Origin of the sequence: Metasolibacillus meyeri (assembly GCF_003049505.1) — a bacterium.
Classification (GTDB): Bacteria; Bacillota; Bacilli; order Bacillales_A; family Planococcaceae; genus Metasolibacillus; species Metasolibacillus meyeri.
Map to the genome: position 1 here is coordinate 1 of NZ_PYWN01000130.1, position 17372 is coordinate 17372.

At 38.6% G+C, this 17372-nt stretch carries 19 protein-coding genes, 2 pseudogenes and 1 riboswitch; of the genes and pseudogenes, 5 read left to right on the plus strand and 16 right to left on the minus strand.

The features are described from left to right. Nucleotides 1-94: 94 nt before the first annotated feature. The 9 genes from C9J34_RS17030 to C9J34_RS22860 all read right to left on the minus strand — a co-directional run bounded on the left by C9J34_RS17030 (nt 95) and on the right by C9J34_RS22860 (nt 7318). Nucleotides 95-868 (minus strand): ABC transporter permease, encoded by a 774-nt coding sequence (locus tag C9J34_RS17030; RefSeq protein WP_107841380.1) that lies wholly within the window; start codon nt 866-868, stop codon nt 95-97. Then, nucleotides 865-1740 (minus strand): ABC transporter ATP-binding protein, encoded by an 876-nt coding sequence (locus C9J34_RS17035; RefSeq protein ID WP_107841381.1) that lies wholly within the window; start codon nt 1738-1740, stop codon nt 865-867. The genes C9J34_RS17030 and C9J34_RS17035 overlap by 4 nt, the downstream gene beginning before the upstream one ends. Further along, nucleotides 1737-1937: a PLDc N-terminal domain-containing protein gene (locus tag C9J34_RS17040; RefSeq protein WP_107841382.1), complete on the minus strand. Its 201-nt coding sequence runs from the start codon at nt 1935-1937 to the stop codon at nt 1737-1739. Before C9J34_RS17040 ends, C9J34_RS17035 begins: the two co-directional genes overlap by 4 nt. Continuing rightward, the gene (locus tag C9J34_RS17045) at nt 1934-3055 is read right to left on the minus strand and encodes a helix-turn-helix domain-containing protein (protein ID WP_107841383.1); all 1122 of its coding nucleotides are present in this window, start codon (nt 3053-3055) and stop codon (nt 1934-1936) included. The genes C9J34_RS17040 and C9J34_RS17045 overlap by 4 nt, the downstream gene beginning before the upstream one ends. Before the next feature lie 227 nt (nt 3056-3282). Next, nucleotides 3283-4494 (minus strand): Bcr/CflA family efflux MFS transporter, encoded by a 1212-nt coding sequence (locus C9J34_RS17050; RefSeq protein ID WP_107841401.1) that lies wholly within the window; start codon nt 4492-4494, stop codon nt 3283-3285. Between the two features lie 43 nt (nt 4495-4537). Then, nucleotides 4538-4906 carry a YhjD family protein gene (locus C9J34_RS17055; protein ID WP_107841384.1) on the minus strand — a complete coding sequence of 123 codons (369 nt, stop codon included), beginning with the start codon at nt 4904-4906 and terminating at the stop codon, nt 4538-4540. Further along, on the minus strand, nt 4893-5225 hold the full coding sequence (locus tag C9J34_RS17060) for a YolD-like family protein (RefSeq protein ID WP_107841385.1): 333 nt from the start codon (nt 5223-5225) through the stop codon (nt 4893-4895). The genes C9J34_RS17055 and C9J34_RS17060 overlap by 14 nt, the downstream gene beginning before the upstream one ends. A 13-nt stretch (nt 5226-5238) precedes the next feature. Beyond that, a complete protein-coding gene (locus tag C9J34_RS17065) occupies nt 5239-6492 on the minus strand; it encodes a Y-family DNA polymerase (protein ID WP_107841386.1) in 1254 nt (417 codons plus the stop codon). Between the two features lie 628 nt (nt 6493-7120). Beyond that, on the minus strand, nt 7121-7318 hold the full coding sequence (locus C9J34_RS22860) for a helix-turn-helix domain-containing protein (protein ID WP_107841389.1): 198 nt from the start codon (nt 7316-7318) through the stop codon (nt 7121-7123). A 212-nt stretch (nt 7319-7530) separates the two neighbouring features. Between C9J34_RS22860 and C9J34_RS22865 the strand changes: the two are divergent. The 3 genes and pseudogenes from C9J34_RS22865 to C9J34_RS22675 form a co-directional block, all read left to right on the plus strand. Beyond that, a pseudogene (locus C9J34_RS22865) lies at nt 7531-7794 on the plus strand (UPF0236 family transposase-like protein); the annotation flags it as partial. A gap of 62 nt (nt 7795-7856) precedes the next feature. Continuing rightward, complete coding sequence (locus C9J34_RS22870) at nt 7857-8066, plus strand: hypothetical protein (protein WP_420799137.1); 210 nt, start codon at nt 7857-7859, stop codon at nt 8064-8066. Further along, nucleotides 8021-8467 (plus strand): annotated as a pseudogene (locus C9J34_RS22675) (UPF0236 family transposase-like protein); the annotation flags it as partial. The gene C9J34_RS22870 and the pseudogene C9J34_RS22675, both read left to right, overlap by 46 nt. Here C9J34_RS22675 and C9J34_RS17100 read toward each other — a convergent pair. Continuing rightward, entirely contained in the window at nt 8452-9015 is a 564-nt protein-coding gene (locus C9J34_RS17100) for a hypothetical protein (protein WP_107841393.1), read from the minus strand. The pseudogene C9J34_RS22675 and the gene C9J34_RS17100 overlap by 16 nt on opposite strands. A gap of 188 nt (nt 9016-9203) precedes the next feature. Here C9J34_RS17100 and C9J34_RS22680 point away from each other — a divergent pair, with 188 nt between their 5' ends. Further along, a complete protein-coding gene (locus C9J34_RS22680) occupies nt 9204-9338 on the plus strand; it encodes a hypothetical protein (RefSeq protein WP_274523372.1) in 135 nt (44 codons plus the stop codon). A gap of 71 nt (nt 9339-9409) precedes the next feature. On the opposite strand, the gene C9J34_RS17105 is transcribed toward C9J34_RS22680, so the two are convergent. Continuing rightward, nucleotides 9410-10570, minus strand: coding sequence for a C39 family peptidase (locus C9J34_RS17105; protein ID WP_107841394.1), 1161 nt, complete (start codon nt 10568-10570; stop codon nt 9410-9412). A 142-nt stretch (nt 10571-10712) separates the two neighbouring features. Next, on the minus strand, nt 10713-11903 hold the full coding sequence (locus tag C9J34_RS17110) for an MFS transporter (protein ID WP_107841395.1): 1191 nt from the start codon (nt 11901-11903) through the stop codon (nt 10713-10715). A 90-nt stretch (nt 11904-11993) separates the two neighbouring features. On the opposite strand from C9J34_RS17110, the gene C9J34_RS17115 reads away from it, so the two are divergent. After that, nucleotides 11994-13658 carry an ABC transporter substrate-binding protein gene (locus tag C9J34_RS17115; protein WP_107841396.1) on the plus strand — a complete coding sequence of 555 codons (1665 nt, stop codon included), beginning with the start codon at nt 11994-11996 and terminating at the stop codon, nt 13656-13658. 28 nt (nt 13659-13686) lie between these two features. Here C9J34_RS17115 and C9J34_RS17120 read toward each other — a convergent pair whose 3' ends face one another. The 4 genes from C9J34_RS17120 to C9J34_RS17135 form a co-directional block, all read right to left on the minus strand. Next, a complete protein-coding gene (locus tag C9J34_RS17120; protein ID WP_107841397.1) occupies nt 13687-14136 on the minus strand; it encodes a GNAT family N-acetyltransferase in 450 nt (149 codons plus the stop codon). 55 nt (nt 14137-14191) lie between these two features. Beyond that, complete coding sequence (locus tag C9J34_RS17125) at nt 14192-14776, minus strand: ECF transporter S component (protein ID WP_107841398.1); 585 nt, start codon at nt 14774-14776, stop codon at nt 14192-14194. 256 nt (nt 14777-15032) lie between these two features. Continuing rightward, nucleotides 15033-15209: riboswitch (FMN riboswitch) on the minus strand. 232 nt (nt 15210-15441) lie between these two features. Further along, the gene (locus C9J34_RS17130) at nt 15442-16623 is read right to left on the minus strand and encodes a hypothetical protein (RefSeq protein WP_107841399.1); all 1182 of its coding nucleotides are present in this window, start codon (nt 16621-16623) and stop codon (nt 15442-15444) included. Continuing rightward, nucleotides 16623-17150 carry an RNA polymerase sigma factor SigX gene (locus tag C9J34_RS17135; protein ID WP_107841400.1) on the minus strand — a complete coding sequence of 176 codons (528 nt, stop codon included), beginning with the start codon at nt 17148-17150 and terminating at the stop codon, nt 16623-16625. The genes C9J34_RS17130 and C9J34_RS17135 overlap by 1 nt, the downstream gene beginning before the upstream one ends. Between the last annotated feature and the right edge of the window lie 222 nt (nt 17151-17372).

Below are 17372 nucleotides of genomic sequence, written 5' to 3' on the forward strand. Positions count from 1 at the left end.
ATTCCACGTTTTTCGGAGTTTATTCCACGTTTTTCGGAGTTTATTCCACGTTTTATCGGGAAAAGCAGGCATAGCCTTCTTTCCCGATAATCCTTTATACTTTCGTTAATCGCCAGTTGCGCTTTGTTGCGAAAATACCAATAACGATAAAGCTAATCATCACAACAACCGCTACAAACAATGCGGTCCAAAAATCCTTCATTTCCACTGTTCCTGCTACGAAGTCGACACCATAATTGGCAAGCTTCCAAGGCGTCCACACCCAAAAGCCTCCGATTGCTGAATCAATCAATAAGCCAAACGGTAAAAGAATAATCGCGACTGCGGCGGCGATACCCGTCTGAAAAGCAGCACTCATCGCCACTGTCACGGCCATCACTAAAAGTAACCACAGACAATACGTCAACAACATTTTCACAAAATCACTTGCAGCTACGCCACCAAACAAAATGGCTGTATAATACATGCTAGCGGCATAACCAAGCACTGCACTTAACACCCCTACAAACGAAGCGATTAGCCATTTACTAATAAAAACAGACATCGCTGAAATTGGGCGCACATATAACAATGTAGCCGTCCCATTTTGCCGTTCACGACTAACTGAGCCGATAAATGCACTAATTAAAACAATTAGCCCAATCAGCTGGTACTGTCCTGTTGTTGCAGCTAAAATATCCGCTGCTGTTAGCTCAGGAAACAGCATTTGAAAGCCTTCAGGCATATTGCCCACTGCCGATAAAATATCCTCCATATAATAATTCGTTAATGGCTCTGTCACACCAAAAAAAATAAAAATGAGTGGAATCCATAAAAACTTAAAGCTGCGCCAGCTTTCCAAAAACTCTTTCTTCAACAATACATTCATTGATAGGCCACCTTCATGAAAATTTCGTCTAAGCTTGCTGTTACACGCTCTACTTTGACAATTTCCTGTTGCTCTGTAGCTAATAATTGCAACACTTGCTGCATCGATTGCTGTGCTGGTAAATAGACAGAAAGCCCATCCTGTTGCCCTGCATAACGCCCCGCAAAACTTGCTGCTCCTTGCTCTTCAACAAACTGAATCAAATACTTTGGATCAGCATATTTTTGCTGAATCGCTGCTAACGAGCCTTGCTCTACTAATTGTCCATTTTTCAGAAATAATACTTGATCCGTCATTTTCTCTGCATCATGTAAAATATGCGTTGAATATAAAATTGTCGTCTGCTGCTGCAATTCCTTTAATAAATTCATCACTTCCTGCCGTCCAATAGGGTCAAGTGCGGACACTGGCTCATCTAATAGCAAAAGCTTTGGATCATGGATTATTGCCTGGGCAATACCGAGACGCTGCTTCATCCCACCTGAAAAAGTAGCTGTTTTTTTATGCAGTGCATCTCCTAGCCCCACGTATTCTAGCATTTTAATACTTTTTTCACGGATGGATTTACCTTGTACACCACTTAATTTCCCTACCATTTCTACATATTCTAAAGCTGACAGCCAAGGATAAAACTGCGGATACTGTGGCAAAAAGCCAATGCTTTGCCGTATATCCTGCACACCTTGCATTGTCACCGTACCATTCGTTTGCTGTAAAAGCCCTATAATCATTGACATCGTTGTTGTTTTCCCTGCGCCATTTGGTCCAATCAATGCTGTAGCTGTAAGTGGCTCAAGCGTGAAGCTCACATCATCTACAACCGTTTTTCCTGCAAAACTTTTTGTTAAGTGCTCCACCTGTAATAATGTCATGCTTGTTTTCTCCCAACAATAAAGTAAGCAATGGAGCCTAATATGCCGCTAATTAAAATCAATATAAGCCATAACCATTTTGGCCCATTCGTTGCATAAATACGTTTTAAATCAATTAACGCAACAATCATTAAAATAAGTTGCACAACTAAAATTGGTGCAATCAACGCCCATGGAACTTGTTCAAGTGCACTCATACCATTTCCTCCTCAATTTGTAAATGTTTCGCCACTTTACGTAGCATTTGTTGTAGCCCTTCATCTTGCAGAACCTCGGCAAAAATAGGCTGCTTTGTTATACTTATTAGTAAATCTTGCTTAATAGATTGCTCATCACGTGGTGCCTGTGCGCCAAGATGAATATTATTAGCAATCCAATTGTCTAATAAGTAAAAATAGCTATCTCCCCGTAGCTCAATTGGAAATTTAATATTTAAGCATACTTCACAGTATTTCTTCAGCAATGCCACCGCCTCCTGCTGTCGTTGCTGCTGTACATAACCTGCTGCTGCCTGTAAATAAAAGACTAGCCCTGCATTCATATTTAATTTCCCTATGGAAAACAATTGCAACATTGCCTCAACTCGTTGCACTGTGGCATCAAAGTAACTTGCATTGCTCATCTCGTATTGCAACGAATTTGTTGCGCTACTAATCGTACCTAGCATATGTTGATACATACTAACCTGCAATATTTCCTTTGCTTTGTTATGGTCACCCCGCATCGCCAACGCCATCGAAATTAGACGTTCTACTCCATATTGCATATGTGCATCCTCACCTAAAATCTCCAACACTTGCTCGAACTGCCCTTGCTCTAGCTTAGCATATGCTTGTAGCATTTCTGCCTCATAAATGACCTTCACATCACCACAATGTTCAATAATGCGCTGACATAGCCCATCCACTCGCTGCAAAATCACGACAGGCTCATCTGCACGCTTATAATAATTTAAATAAAGCTGTGCCATCTGCAACAGAAATGGAAAACACGCATAATATTCTGCGAGCAGTGTCTCCATTTCCTGCTGCACTTCAGCGAAATGCTGTTCGCTAAACTTTTCAGCTAATTCAGCATATATTTTCCTCATATGTGCTGTTGTCATTTGCGGCTCATAGCCTAATAATGCATCTATCGTCATATTAAAATAAGTCGCTAGCTTTGGCAGCAATGTGATATCGGGATAGCTCTGGCCCTTCTCCCATTTCGATACCGCCGCCTTCGACACACCAACATACTGTGCCACTTGCTCCTGTGTCACACCTAACTCTTTGCGTTTCACAGCCAGCTTTGTAGCAAATTGAAAATGCTCCATCCGCCCACCTCCCTACTTCCATTATAAAAAAACCTCGCCTAATTACCTAGCGAGAGTTCGTTTATTTTTGTAGAATAAGTCAACTATTGGTTTACTTCCATCATGTAAAAGACAAACTAACTTTTGTTGATTCATACACCTGGTAGTTATAATTTCATTGTGCATGGAGCAAATTGAAGAAACCGCATGACATCAAATGAAGTAACTTAATGTCATGCGGCTTTACTTTATATTTCTGAAGTATTTGTCACCTTTTTTGTCATTGTAAAGAAAATAACACAGCCTATTAAAGACGTAGTAAACATAATTGTTCCCATTGGTACTGCTGAGCTTTCATTCAAACCTACCAATGGCGCCATCACAGAACCAACCAGTAATGGCAACATACCAATTAAAGCACTAGCGCTTCCCGCGCGATGTCTTTGTGACTTTAAAGCTAATGTTGATGCACTTGTCAAAATGATACCAATCGAGGACATATAAACAAACAAGGCCAACACAATCAAAGCTAGCGGACCTTGCATCATAGCCATCACTAGCAATAATGTATTAGCGCTAAGTGCCATGAGCACACCTATTTTCAATAAATTGTGCTCATGAAATTTATCGCTCAATCGCCCTACAGAGAAGCTCCCTGCGATAATCGCAAGTCCATTAATACCAAATAAAACACTAAATACTTGTGGTGAAACGCCATAAATACCTTGATAAACAAACGGTGTACCTGCTACATAGGCAAAGCTGCCGCCATGAATAATGCCGACAATTAACGCATAGCCAATATAAGAGCGGTCGCCAGCAAGGCTCACCATCGTCTTCAGCGAATGCTGAATCGATATCGGCTGTCTTCTCTCATATGGTAACGATTCCTTTAATCTGGTAGCAACAATTAGTAAAATCACTAAGCCTAATACACTCAAAAAATAAAAAATGGTATGCCATGTTGCAAATGGTAGTAGTAAAACAGCACCACCCGCCATTGGTGCAATCATTGGCGCTGTCGCATTAATAACCATCAGTAACGCATAAAATTTTACAAACTCTTTACCTGTAAAAGTATCGCTCACAACCGCGCGCGATAGCACAATCCCACCTGCTGCGGTCATCCCTTGTAGAAAGCGGCCGATAATTAACACCGTAATATTCGGTGCCAATGCGCAAAGAAGCGAAGAAATGGAAAACAACGCTAAAGAAATTAACAATGGCTTCCTTCTGCCTACCCCATCACTAATTGGCCCGATAATAAATTGACCTAATGCAAGCCCACATAAAAACGTTGTTAAACTAAGCTGCACAAGTGATGCTTTCACATCTAAATCTGCGCTTATTTCGGGAAAGCTTGGCAAATACATATCGACATTGAATGGCCCTAGCATTGCCAGTGAGCTTAAAATCAACGCAAGTAAAATACGCTTTTTCCCTGTTGGATTTTGCTCCATAAAATACACCTTTTTATTTCGATTTTCAAAATGAATAATTTCATTATAAATGTTTCTGAGGAAAAAGGCTTTCATTTTTTAGCTTTTTGAATAGTAACTCCTCCACCGCTATTTTTAATGCTTGATTGGCGTAGCGAATCGTGAGCTCTTCACCAGCTGTCACTAATTGAACATCGCAAAAATAAGCATCTACTTTGACGAATTGTACTAAGCGAATTCCTTTTTTCGCTAACAACTCCTTACATATCGCATACTCTATGCGCAAGCTTTCAACAAACTGCTCTAGCATATGTGCATAAAATCTATGCATTTTGAATGTGGGTAGTAAAGAGAAATCATACTTTAGTGTACGAATAGCTAGCTCAAATACGATTAATTCATGAACAAACTGACGATCACTACAATGAATCATGATATTCTTCCATCAACTGTACTGTGGAAATAGAGGAAATAGCTACACGCTTTGTTGTAGTAGCTGTCGCCATTAGTAGCTCACATTTCACTTGATTATACGAAATAATGACGCCTACAATTTCATTTTCTTCCCATAAAATCAGACGAATTATCGCTTTGGTATGCAGTGCGTAGTGTACAATTTGCTGTAAATCCTCTAGTTCCCATTCTGCACGTGTGATTGGCTGTACTTCTTCCTTTTCTAAATCACGCAGCATTTCTACATGCTCACTTAGCATCATCGCAGACCACTTCTTATTGCCTCGATCATGTAGCATCGTGTTCACTCCTTTACTTTAAATGTCCACCGACAAGCTGCTCGCGCTGAAATGCCGTACCACTTTCTGTAAATGAAACAGCACGCAATAAAGAGGTAGCACCAAAGCGCTCACGAATCGCATCCATTGTATAGCCTAGCATTTGCCTTTGCTCCTTGTGCTCATCAAATAAATCAAGCTGGATACTACCATCTGGCTGTAAATTAGAAAGGCGTAACGAAAGCTGACGCACAGGCTGCTGTGCAAAATGAATAGCAAATAGCTCCTTGCAAACATTGTACATTTTCATTGTTTCATTCGTTGGCTCCAGCATTGTTTTAGAGCGATAAAGGCTCTTTTCCATTGCTGTGCGACTATAAGAAATACCAAGTGAAACAGTCGCCCCTATATAACCAGCCATTCTTGCTCTTTTTGCTATATCCTCACACATTTCAAGTAATACAATTAAAACCTCCTCCTCTGTATGATAATCACGCATCAGCATTTGCCCTTTACCAAAGCTCATAGGCTCCTTTATACTTGGTTCTTCAAATGTAGATAAATCAATGCCCCATGCGTGATAAAATAACTGATTTCCTATAATGCCAAACTCCTGCTCCAGCATGTGAAGTTCTGCATGTGCTAAATCACCAACACTAAAAATCCCTTTTTTATTTAAAACATGTTCCATACGCCGCCCAATTCCCCACATTTTTGAGAGTGGTGTAACTGGCCAAAGTTTTTTCGGTACATCTTGGTAGGTCCACCTCGCAAAGCCTGTTGATTTCGCCTCTATATCAAGCGCGAGCTTTGCCATTAACATATTGGGTCCCATGCCAATCGAGGAAGGGATAGCAAATTGATTGTAAATTGCTCGCTGAATCGTCAACGCGGTTTCCTCAGGAGACCCCCATAGCTTTTCTGTTCCTGTTAAATCAACAAAGCTTTCATCGACGCTATAGACATAAATTGCTTCTCGCGGAACAAATTGCATAATTAATTTTGTAATCTCAATAGACATTTGTAAAAAGAAGCTCATTTTCGGCTCAAATAACTTAATACTTGGATGATTCGGTATATCATAACGTCTACTGCCTGTTTGAATATGAAAATGCTCTTTCATTGGTGGCGAAGCAGCAAGCACAATGCTACCAGCCTGATTAAGATTGCCAACAATGGCAATCGGCTCCCGCAGCACATCAAGGCCTTCTAGCAGGGCAATACAACTTGCATAAAAACACTTCATATCAATACAAAAAATTGCTCGCTCTGGACACTGATTATACAAATTATTCACCTCTACAAGGAACGTTTGTTCTTATTTTACGAACATTCGTTTGTTTTTACAAGTGGTAGATATAGGTTAAGTATCCATACCGTCTGATAAAGTGAAACTTCAATCAGTGGGGGCTTTCCTCATCCCCCACTGATTGTTGATAAAGGAACACAAGCTAAGTACTTCACATCCTGTGAAAATGCTTGTGTGACCAACATCCTGTTGGCCTCAATCTGGCTTTTACGGACCGTTATCGCCCACCTATCCTTTTTGTTTTTCTCTAGTCTTGAGGTGGGCGTCTTGTATCTGTACCTGTCGCGTTGTTGTTGCTGACGCTTCGCTTTCGCAACAGAAAACATCTGCTGACGCTTCGCTTTCGCACAGAAAACATTTGCTTTCGGTACAATAAACATTGACGCTACGCTTTCGATACATAAAACATTACTGTCCGTTAATGCAGGATAAAAGGAAAATATAAGGAATTGGTAGCATTTCTGCCCATAGTTGTAGCTTCGCGCGCAACTTTGCAAAAAAACGCATCAGATTTTGCAAAAAAAGCTTTCGGTGGAAAGCCTCTTTAAAGTCGAAAGATGCAAAGCCCCTATAATAATAGTTGCTTTGCATCTTTTTATTTATTATCTCATTTCCAGTTTGGTACATGCTCAATCAAGTCAGCTATTTCGCAATCGAGCACTCCACATATCTTGTCTAAATGGTATGAGTAAAATGTTTGTGGGGGAAAAGTAACCGCTTGGTTGAAGTTAGGATTCGGTTTTTGAATCGTAACTTCAACTAAGCGGCGGCCCAGTGAAACGCGGTAGATTTTTAGGATACACAAAAAGGGCTTCTTCCTGTATAGTAAAGTCTGCGAAAACCACTAAAAGGAGAAGAGAGCCCTATGAATAAAAATACCATCAAATTACCGACAATGAAAGAGATTGAAATTGATTGATTCAAGTTACTACAGGAAACATTCTGTATAGCACGGACAAATATTTTATAAGAGCTAGATCAACAGATAGCGCAAACTCGTGATAAAAAAGGTTTCAATTAATAGATAAACGTACAGTGACAATGGACTGTATGTTTGGATCTGTAAGCATCACAAGAAATTATTATCACGATCGCGAAAATGAAAAATATGTCTATTTACTGGACCAACATCTACAATTTAAAGGCACAAAAGGGCTAAGTCCTCTTATCCAAGAAACAGCGATTGAAATGGCCGTCACTGGAACATCTTATCGTCATGCATCTAAGATGATTGAAACGTTACTAGGGTACTCTGTAATGAGCCATGAAACCATTCGGTAACACTTACTTCAAACAGAGGTCATTCAAAGTTCCTCAGAAGTCCCTGCAAGACGGTACTGTTTATAGAAGTGGATGATCTTTACATTAAACGACAAGGAAAAGGGAAGAAAAGTTGTGAAGAGAAAATCGCAGCCGTTCATGAAGGTTGGCAAGTAAATGGCAAGCGTGCAAAACTAGACATTATCATCGCAGGGGTAAAGAACCTTTTTGAGAAGGATTTGAAAGGTTTTTGGTGGATACTTATGCGTATAATCCAAACGAACATTATCTAATTATTAATGGCGATAGTGCACAATGGATTACGGCATGTCGTGATCACTTTAAAAATATATTTTTTACAATCGACCGTTTTCATGTAGCACAAGCTATTCCAACAATTTTTAGAGGCCATAAACGCTATAGATATGTGCGGAAAAGGTTGGCGAATTTCGACGGAGAAGGTTTATTGGTGGAGTTAAATAGTGTAGTTGGAACGCTAGAAGACGAAAGAAAAGAAGCGTTACTGGAAAGCTTAATCAATCCGTTGTCTAAGTATCCAGAAACGCTAGGAAACTATAGGAAGGTTATATTTCTGGTTAGTTATCGGAGGATGTTGGAAGCACTGTACCCTTTTATAGAAAAGAAGGGAATATCCCTGAGAGTTCTTTACTATGGTATCTACATTTTAGTGTAGTCTTTACCTCTTTTAAACCTAAGAGTTAAAAGTGTTCCAATAACTACTGCTGCAATAAAAATACCATATATATGCCCATTGAAAAACAAGGTGTTCGTGTACTGATTAATGATACTTCCTCTATATCCTTCTTCGAATGGATTATACGGGTGATTTGATAAAGCGTTTAATGTACTTGAAATATATGTTATTTGCAATATAGTCCCTATTAAAAGTAAAACAATTCCAAATGTGATATGTTTTTTCAATTCAGATAATGGTTGCCGTTTAAAGCCTTGATAAATCCCTTTACTCAATAAAAATAAAAGGCTAAGAAAACTTGGGATTAAGAAGCATAGAACAAGAAGGCCTAAATTGCCATTACCAGAAACCGCTCCATTCGGTCGTGGCTTGAGAGTAAATATATCTACTAGGAAGAATAATAATGTACTTGTAATAAGAAGTATAATAAAAGTTGTAAATAAGGGTTTTTTAAAGTTTGGTTTAATAAACTTATACCCTATAAAAAAAGCATAAATTAAAATGATTAATAAAAATATAGAGTTCATGCTCGAATCCTCCTTTGCTTTACTTATTAGGTTATAAAAATATTATATAACTACTCAGCCCATCTAAAAATCTGTACAACAAGGAGAAGGACGAATTGTGCGTGTTACCTCTCTGTGGATGGGTCATCTAAATTATGGACGTCCAAAGACCAGCTGTAATCTATTGAACCGTCTACGGAGTCATTGTGATGTCGTGTTGGCGATTTTTAATCCATCCAGCAATCAATCGACAACAATCAATAGGAACAGAGATCCCTTCTATATTATGTCCAACAAAAATCCATGCCATTCAAGAACTACTAGAAACGGGCACTATTAGTTAAACCTTCAAGCGATAGAAAATAAGAAACCCCTCCAAATTTATGAAGAGGGGCTGAGTAATTACAAATTTCCTTTAATTTATATAATTTACTAATCCCATTGCCATATCATTGCTGTTATCGTTCCAGTTTAACCAAATGGTACCTGTATTGCCTGATCCCCCATCAGGATCCTTAATTGCAAACTTTGCCACACTTCCATGATCATATCCAATACCAGCAACAAAATGATAATCCGTATAAGTTCCTTCTCTTATAAAATAATCAAATCGTAACCCAACCGGCTTGTTTAAATTAATCATGTCTTTGTAATGCTCATAGTAACCATAGGCTCTATATGACCATGTTTCCCATTTGGTAGCTACATAGCTTTCTCTTACATGCGTGCGTAATCCTGAGACATATTGGGCCATAGAGGTTCCAAATGCATTAGTACCTAGATCACTATACATATGATTGATAAATGACCCTACGGAACTATAGTCAGCAGTTCCCTTTACATTATATCCTTGACCTTTTAGGTAATTGGCTACCATTGCTGCAGTTGCTGGACCACATGCAGAGTTTGGGCTATTTACCCCAGAACTCCTTTGCCATAATCGAGTTACCCCTAAAACTTTATAAGTAATAGCCATTGTAGAAAATTGATTTGATGGGTCATAAGATAGTAGCTTGTTCCATTCTTCTATATTTTTTATATCTTTTTTTACACTTGGAATATCTTTCTTTAGAAGTTTTTCATAAGCTTGAGATTGTATTTTATTTTCCTTTTCAAGGTCTTTTAACATCATAGCTTTACTCTGATTAAACTTTCCAATTACCTCATTATTATCTTTTCCATAAAGGAATTGGAGTGGACCTAGATAATAAAGCTTTTTACCTTTATCTAAAAGATATTCGTATTCAAAATCAAGAATACCTTCTCCGTATTGAAGAATAGGAGTACGATCTGTTGTGGCCGAGACTAGAATATGATTTGTATTACCTTCACCTGTTTTGTAAGTTAGATAGTATCCCAATAAACTTTCATCAACATCATAGAGATAAGTTTTTAATGTGAAATTATCTACACTATCTATTTCCCCAGCATAAGGAGATTGTTTAAGTTCGTTTAATGCTGCTTGTTTAGCAACATCTAAACTGATTTCATTAGACGCTTGAACGCCTTTAATTGGAATGCTCCCAAAAATAATTAATAAGGCTGTGATAAAAAATAACAAATAATACTTTTTCAACTAAACCACCTCTTTATTTTGATACTTAACTTATTCTGCATTATTATCAATAATCCTTTTTTTGAAGTAAATTCTTTTTTAATACTTTCTCGTCAAATATACCTTTTATTTCCTTTGATAATTGGTGTTATGTATTCATCATTCACTCCACAATACTAAACTGTTGCTTTGTCAGTACAATATAAATAGCAAGTACAATACCTGCTGATAAAAGAAAAATATAAGGAATTGGCAGCATTTCTGCCCATACCCCACCTATGAATAAACCTGCTGGCAATGCAAGCTTCATAAACATAGATGATGTACCTGCAACGCGTCCTAATAAATGATTTGGTGTTGATTCTTGTCGGATAGCTAAATAAATAATGTTGATTATGACTGATGTACATGTACGAATGGCTAGTAGTATACCAAGCTGCCACCATGTCGTTGCAAAAAAGAACAACAGCAACACAACGCTATCCATTAAATAAACGGTTGTGAAGATTTTGCCACGCGTCCATTTTTTACGTAATGGCTGAAGTAATTTAGCTCCAACGAGACCACCTACAGCAGCAATCGAATACATAAAGCCAAGCTGTTCCTTCGTCTCCTGTAATACATCGACTACATAAAAAACTTGTACTCCAATAACAAAGCTTGTCGCTAAATTAGCAAATAAAATGGCAATTGTCGGATAGAACAAGGCTTTATTGCCTAATAGCTCTACAAAGCCCTCTTTTATATCTGCTAAAATCGATTGTTCATTCGGCCTTTCGGGTGTTGCTGTCGCATCCAAAAAGAAAACACTCAGCCAAATAATCACTAACGATAATGCATAAACGATAAATAAATAATCATAGGCAATAAAGATGAGTAGCATCCCAGCAATTGATGGACCTACTATTGACAACAGCGTATTCACAAATGAAAATTTTGCTTGAATTTCAGTCATTAGCGACTTTTCAAATAGTTGTGGCACGATAGCATGCTGTGCGTTGCCAAAGGTATAGCTAACTGTCGCTATTAAAAACCCTAAAATGTACATATGCCAAAGCTGTACAGCATCTAGCAAAATAATAACCGTTAAAATTGTCGCAAGCAGCGCTTTTACAAAGCCTGCATATTTGAGCATCACATTACGATTCATGCGATCGACAAGCACCCCTGCGAGCATGCCAAGCAAAACATTCGGTAAAAAATCAATGATACGCATCGTGCTCATCGCTAATGCTGATTTCGTTAAATCATAAATAAATAGTGGCAAAATAAAATGATAAAGCTGGTAGCCAATCGTTGAGGCAATTGTTCCTATGTACAATAATAAAAAATTGCGATTACGGTATAAATTCATGTAAGCACCTCCTGCAATTTAGTGTAAACTGGAAATAGAAGAACAAAAAGTGAGCACATTCTTTTTATTGTTCACCTTTTAGGAGGAGCTATGTTTCAATATTTATTAAAGCTTTACGAACATTTTGAAGTAGGACAACCTAGCACAACATCGATTGCCGAGCTAGCGCAAATTTGGTGCTGCTCTACTCGCTATGCGAAGGTACTTGTGAAAAAGTGCGCTGAGCGTGGATGGTTAGAATGGCAAACTGTTCAAGGGCGCAGCAAAAAGCCTACATTACTTTTACAATTAACGAAGTTAGATGCTATCTATTTAGCATTCGATTATTATTGGCAACAGCAGCAATTTAAAGAAGCCTACACATTATTACAGCAATATGATATGCTATCGCACCCCCAAGTGGACAGCTGGCTACAGCAACGTTACGGTTTTACAAATGAAGAGGAGCGCGATATTTTTCGCTACCCCTATCCAAATATCATGCTTAATTATGATCCATTAAACGGCAACTCTCGGCACGATATCCATTTGTACAATCAAATACATGAGCCTTTATTTGTTTATTGTGCAGAAACAGAACGGGCAAAGCCAAATTTAGTGTACGGCTATCATACGACTGATGCAAAAAAATGGACATTTACATTACGCAAAAATATTTACTTTCATGATGGAACAAAGCTAACGAGCGAAGATGTAATTGCTTCTTTAAAGCGAGTATGTAGTAAAGAACTATTACCTAAAGCGCAATTGACCGCAATAAGTCCATACCATTTCACAATAGAGCTTACACAGCCTACAACGCTACTACCTCGCTTACTATGTGGCTATCGTTTTTCCATTGTGCCTGCAAAATGGATTGAAGCAGGAGCACAGGGAGTTCCAGTAGGCTGTGGTGCATTTTATATTGCGGAACAAAATGAGCAGCATATGCGTTTATCTGTTTTTCCAAAATACTTTCAGCAGCGTCCATGGATTGATGATGTCGATATTATTTTTACAGAAAATATTCATCAATTTGGCATTAGTGCGCTTCCCTTTGCTCCACATATCACACAACAAAAAATGACTTACCAAGAGCAAGGCGCTGATTTTATTTTGTTTAATGCGACGCGCGGTCCATTATGTAATGAAAAATATCGTCGCGCATTATTTGAGGCAATTGATGCAGCAAGCTACTGCTTAATAGAGGAAGGTGAAATCGTTGCGACTAGCTTTTTAACAGCAAATAACAGGGAGCAGCAAGCAGTTGCCCCACTATCGTTGTTAGATTTTCCCTATTTACATATTGGTGTCCAACAAATTCGACCGCAAGCCAATCATTTACGCGAAGCACAAATTTTAAGCAGCTTTTTAACAGCGCACAACATCCCACACGCTATTTCACTTATGCCGATAGGTGCATCCGTTCATTACTGTGTACAGCATTATGATATTTTTATTGGAGGTATTGCGATTGGAAGAGATCAGTTATTAGGGTGGTTATATGGATTGGATAGTGACCGCTCGCCTATTAGCACTTTTTTAGGAAGTGCTCAAGTACAAGCATTGCTACAGCAGGCAACAATGTGTGAAGACAATAAGCAGGCGCTGCAATTGCTATATGAGGCTGAGCAACATTTGATAGATGCTTTTGTTTTAAAATTTTTAACGCATCGCCAACATGTTTTTTATGTACGTAAGGATTTACCATTTCATAATATTGTTTTTGATACACACGGCAAAATCGATTATCGTAAAATTTATCGCGAGATATAGAGAGGCTGAGGGTAACATTACCCCCACCTTATAATACGATCTCTAACCTTATCATATCTACACATTGAATACCGTTTTCAAAGATTGGCTCATCGTAATGCTGAAGGAAGAAATCTCGATCGACACCAACAATGCGGAAGCCACATTTTTGATAAAGCGCTAGCTGATCAATACTCGAATTGCCCGTACCTAGCTGGATGGTTTTATATTGTGCGGCTTTTGCACTAGCAATGGCATGAAGCACCAGTTGCTTGCCGATTCCTTGACCTTGCCAGTTTTCATCTACTGCCACATTGACGAGCTCAACCGTATGTGGTCTTGTTGGTAATAACACATACACCCCGACAATTTGTCCATCACGCTCAGCTACATAACAAAGCCCGCGCTGTACATAATCCGTGACAATATCCTCTGAAGGGTCTGCTAACAATAGCAAATCCATTGGCGGTTGTTCACTTGCTGTAAGTATTCGAATCATCTTTGTTTCACTCCTTAGAAAAAAGCCGAGCTTTTTTTACGAGCTCGGCTTGTAATTATTTTAATGATAAATAGGTGGCCTGCTGCTTGTCAATCCATGTTTTCATTGTACGGAATAATAAAATCGCAACAGTTAAAATGATAATTCCTTTAACAATATTGAACGGTAAAATACCGAGTACGATTGTTTCATACATATCGAATGAGCCCCAACCTAAGAAATACGTATACATTGGTAGGAAGATAAAGTAATTTAGTACACTCATACCGATAGACATAACGAATGTTCCAACAGCTAAGCCTACTGCTAAACCAGGAATCGTTTTGAATTTTTTATAAATATAATAAGTTGGTAAAATGAATAAAACACCTGTCGTAAAGTTAGCCATATGCCCTACTGGCACACCTGTTGGCGCACCTTTGAACAACCAGTCTAAAATGTTTTTAATCAACTCTACTACAATACCAGCAACCGGTCCCATCGTAATCGCCGCAATTAATGCTGGCACATCACTAAAATCAATTTTTAGGAACACTGGAAACCACGGTAGTGGGAAATCGAGCATCATTAAGACAAAGGCGATGCTACTCAACATGGCGATTGTTACGGTTGAACGTAACTTCAAGTTTTGCTTGCGCATAAAAAATCTCTCCTCTTTGCTGATTCACTCTTGCAAGAAGAAAGGACAGTTCTGCCATTCACGAAAAAACCCTTATACAATTAATTGTATAAGGGAGAAATAAGCACACTTAAAAGAAGTCGTATACTAATTTTGACAATGCTTAAAAAGCATGTTGCCAAAATGATTTTATCGCAAGCTACTATACTTAAATAAGCCTATAGAAATAGACTTGCGTACAGCAAAATACGACATTTTCGATAAATGACGACTGCGCCTTCACCTTCTCCCATCCAGACTATACTGTCGGCTTTGGAATCACACCAAATCCTGCACCGCAAAAGCGGGCTCGCGGGCTCATGAAATGCTGAAGCAATGTCCTCCAAGTAAATGGTCGGAGATTGCGATTTCAATTACCGCCGGTCGGGAATTACACCCTGCCCCGAAGATGAATCAATATTAAATTTGGTCTTACACCATCTATTATAAAACAAAATTTTTAAAAGTAAACCTTTTTGCTTGGTTTTTCATTAAAATATTTGTGAATCTCTCAAGATATCTGCGTTTTTCTATGATTTATCTGCGAATCCCCAAGACATCTACATTTTTCATAAATCCCTAAGTCCTTTATCTATTATAAAAAGCCGACGGATACTAAAATGCTTAGTATCTGTCGGCTTTTATCGCTAAGGCTGTATGATGTCAAGTGGTAATTCATTGGGTGCTACTGGTATTGGCTGTGGCTGTGTAAAATCGAAGCGATCCCATACAGTTTGCACGATATTTTCAAAGATGATTTGTTGCTTAAATGTTGCAGCAGTTAGCATCATGCCCTCAAGCATATGCTTTGCCTGTACATAATCTATTGTTTCTAAATCAAGTGGTTGATCAAACTTTACATGTACATAATCAGCAGTAGTTACTGTAAATGTAATGCCTTCAACAATAGCTGATTCATATTTCTCTGTAGCGTGACCAGTCATTCCTAAAATTGCCTCGTCTACATGATTATATGCGGCCTCTGGTTGCTGTACAAAATACTTTTTATCTTGCTGTGTAAATAAATAGTAACTGTAATTTTGCCCCAGCGACATTGTCGCTAGGCCAATTTGATCGCTTGCACTCGCACCCTTTTCTAAAAGAATTTCATCATATTGAGGGAAAGTTTCTTTTATTGTTTTGTCCATTGGTTGATTTTCTGGATTTTCGAGCGCAATAACGAGCTCTTGCCCATCCTCAGTCACTTCTCCTGCTATCGGATGCTGCTCTTCAAATCCAAATCCTTTTTCATCCAATTTTGGTGCATAAAAATTATACATTTCCGCTTGTGAAGGTTTTTCCTTCCCCAAATCTTCCACAAGCTTTTCTCTCGGAATAACAATGGCAGATGGGATACTCACATCCTCTTCACCAGCTAAGCTAAAGGTAAATACTTCGCCTTCACCTACATTGTCCTCATAAACAGGAGATGAGTCGTTCGGTATAGCTGTGCGAGCTGTCATTACATCGTCCGCTGCAAACGTAGATGCGCCTCCCATTGCTTCAGTTTCAGCAGCTTCATTATCGCTTCCCTGCTCGTTCTCATTTTGCATCGCTATATTGCTCGCCTTGTCATGTTCATCTTCCATGTTTATAAACATGGAGATACCCACTCCACATGTAACAACAGCTGCTACAGCAATGCTTGAAACCCATTTATATGAACGACGTTTACGTTGTGTCACTGACGGCTGCTGTACGGGCTCTTCTTCAAAAGCACCTGCAGCTTGGAGCTTTGCAAAGATTTCCTCTTTGGAACGGTGGTCTTGGATTTTTGGTGCCTGCGTTAAAAGCTTCTCAATATTCTCTTCATCCCATTTCGTGTTCATTACGAATTTACCTCCTTTCCATTTTGCTCTAAAATACCCCGCAATGCTTTAATTGCACGATGCTGTGTCGTTTTGACTTTGCTTTCTGTCCAACCTAAAACCTCGGCTGTTTCGCCAATTGACAAATCTTGAAAATAACGCATAACGATGACCATTTTTTGATCACCTGTACATAGCTCTAATGCTTCTAATAACTGGCGCATATCCTCACTCATTTCGACAAACTGCTCTGGCGTATGAACGGGAGAAACAAGTTGCTCACTTTCCCACTCAAATGCATCAAATGTATGTCTTTCGCGCACATTATTTTTACGAAAATAGTCAATCGCAACGTTTTTAGCAATAGAAAAGAGCCATGTTTTTTCTGAGCTTTTTCCTTCAAATTTGTCATAAGCTCTTAGCACACGAATATATACTTCCTGTGAAAGATCCTCCGCTACAGATCTATTTTTCACTAAATAAATTAGGAATTGGAATACATCTTGGTGATATTCATCATATAATCGATGGAAAATGGATTCTTTCATCCATTCCACCTCCATCCTCATAAAATTAGTCGTACATGCAGTAAAAAAGTTTCATTTTATTCATTGGTAATTTTTTCACATGTTTAAATAGAGTGAACCTTCAATCAGTGGGGTTTTCCTCATCTCTACTGATTGGTAATAAAGGAACACAAGCTAAGAGCTTCACACCCTGTGAAAACGCTTGTGTGACCAACATCCTGTTGGCCTCAATCGGGTTTTTAC

Excerpts from the sequence above, each read along its gene's own strand:
- C9J34_RS22680 (WP_274523372.1), top strand. The coding sequence starts at position 9,204 with ATGTCGTGTTGGCGATTTTTAATCCATCCAGCAATCAATCGACAACAA.
- C9J34_RS17110 (WP_107841395.1), bottom strand. The coding sequence starts at position 11,903 with ATGAATTTATACCGTAATCGCAATTTTTTATTATTGTACATAGGAACA.
- C9J34_RS17035 (WP_107841381.1), bottom strand. The coding sequence starts at position 1,740 with ATGACATTATTACAGGTGGAGCACTTAACAAAAAGTTTTGCAGGAAAA.
- C9J34_RS17060 (WP_107841385.1), bottom strand. The coding sequence starts at position 5,225 with ATGCTACATGATCGAGGCAATAAGAAGTGGTCTGCGATGATGCTAAGT.
- C9J34_RS17055 (WP_107841384.1), bottom strand. The coding sequence starts at position 4,906 with ATGATTCATTGTAGTGATCGTCAGTTTGTTCATGAATTAATCGTATTT.
- C9J34_RS17130 (WP_107841399.1), bottom strand. The coding sequence starts at position 16,623 with ATGAACACGAAATGGGATGAAGAGAATATTGAGAAGCTTTTAACGCAG.
- C9J34_RS17050 (WP_107841401.1), bottom strand. The coding sequence starts at position 4,494 with ATGGAGCAAAATCCAACAGGGAAAAAGCGTATTTTACTTGCGTTGATT.
- C9J34_RS17135 (WP_107841400.1), bottom strand. The coding sequence starts at position 17,150 with ATGAAAGAATCCATTTTCCATCGATTATATGATGAATATCACCAAGAT.
- C9J34_RS17040 (WP_107841382.1), bottom strand. The coding sequence starts at position 1,937 with ATGAGTGCACTTGAACAAGTTCCATGGGCGTTGATTGCACCAATTTTA.
- C9J34_RS17100 (WP_107841393.1), bottom strand. The coding sequence starts at position 9,015 with ATGAACTCTATATTTTTATTAATCATTTTAATTTATGCTTTTTTTATA.
- C9J34_RS17125 (WP_107841398.1), bottom strand. The coding sequence starts at position 14,776 with ATGCGCAAGCAAAACTTGAAGTTACGTTCAACCGTAACAATCGCCATG.
- C9J34_RS17030 (WP_107841380.1), bottom strand. The coding sequence starts at position 868 with ATGAATGTATTGTTGAAGAAAGAGTTTTTGGAAAGCTGGCGCAGCTTT.
- C9J34_RS17120 (WP_107841397.1), bottom strand. The coding sequence starts at position 14,136 with ATGATTCGAATACTTACAGCAAGTGAACAACCGCCAATGGATTTGCTA.
- C9J34_RS17045 (WP_107841383.1), bottom strand. The coding sequence starts at position 3,055 with ATGGAGCATTTTCAATTTGCTACAAAGCTGGCTGTGAAACGCAAAGAG.
- C9J34_RS17115 (WP_107841396.1), top strand. The coding sequence starts at position 11,994 with ATGTTTCAATATTTATTAAAGCTTTACGAACATTTTGAAGTAGGACAA.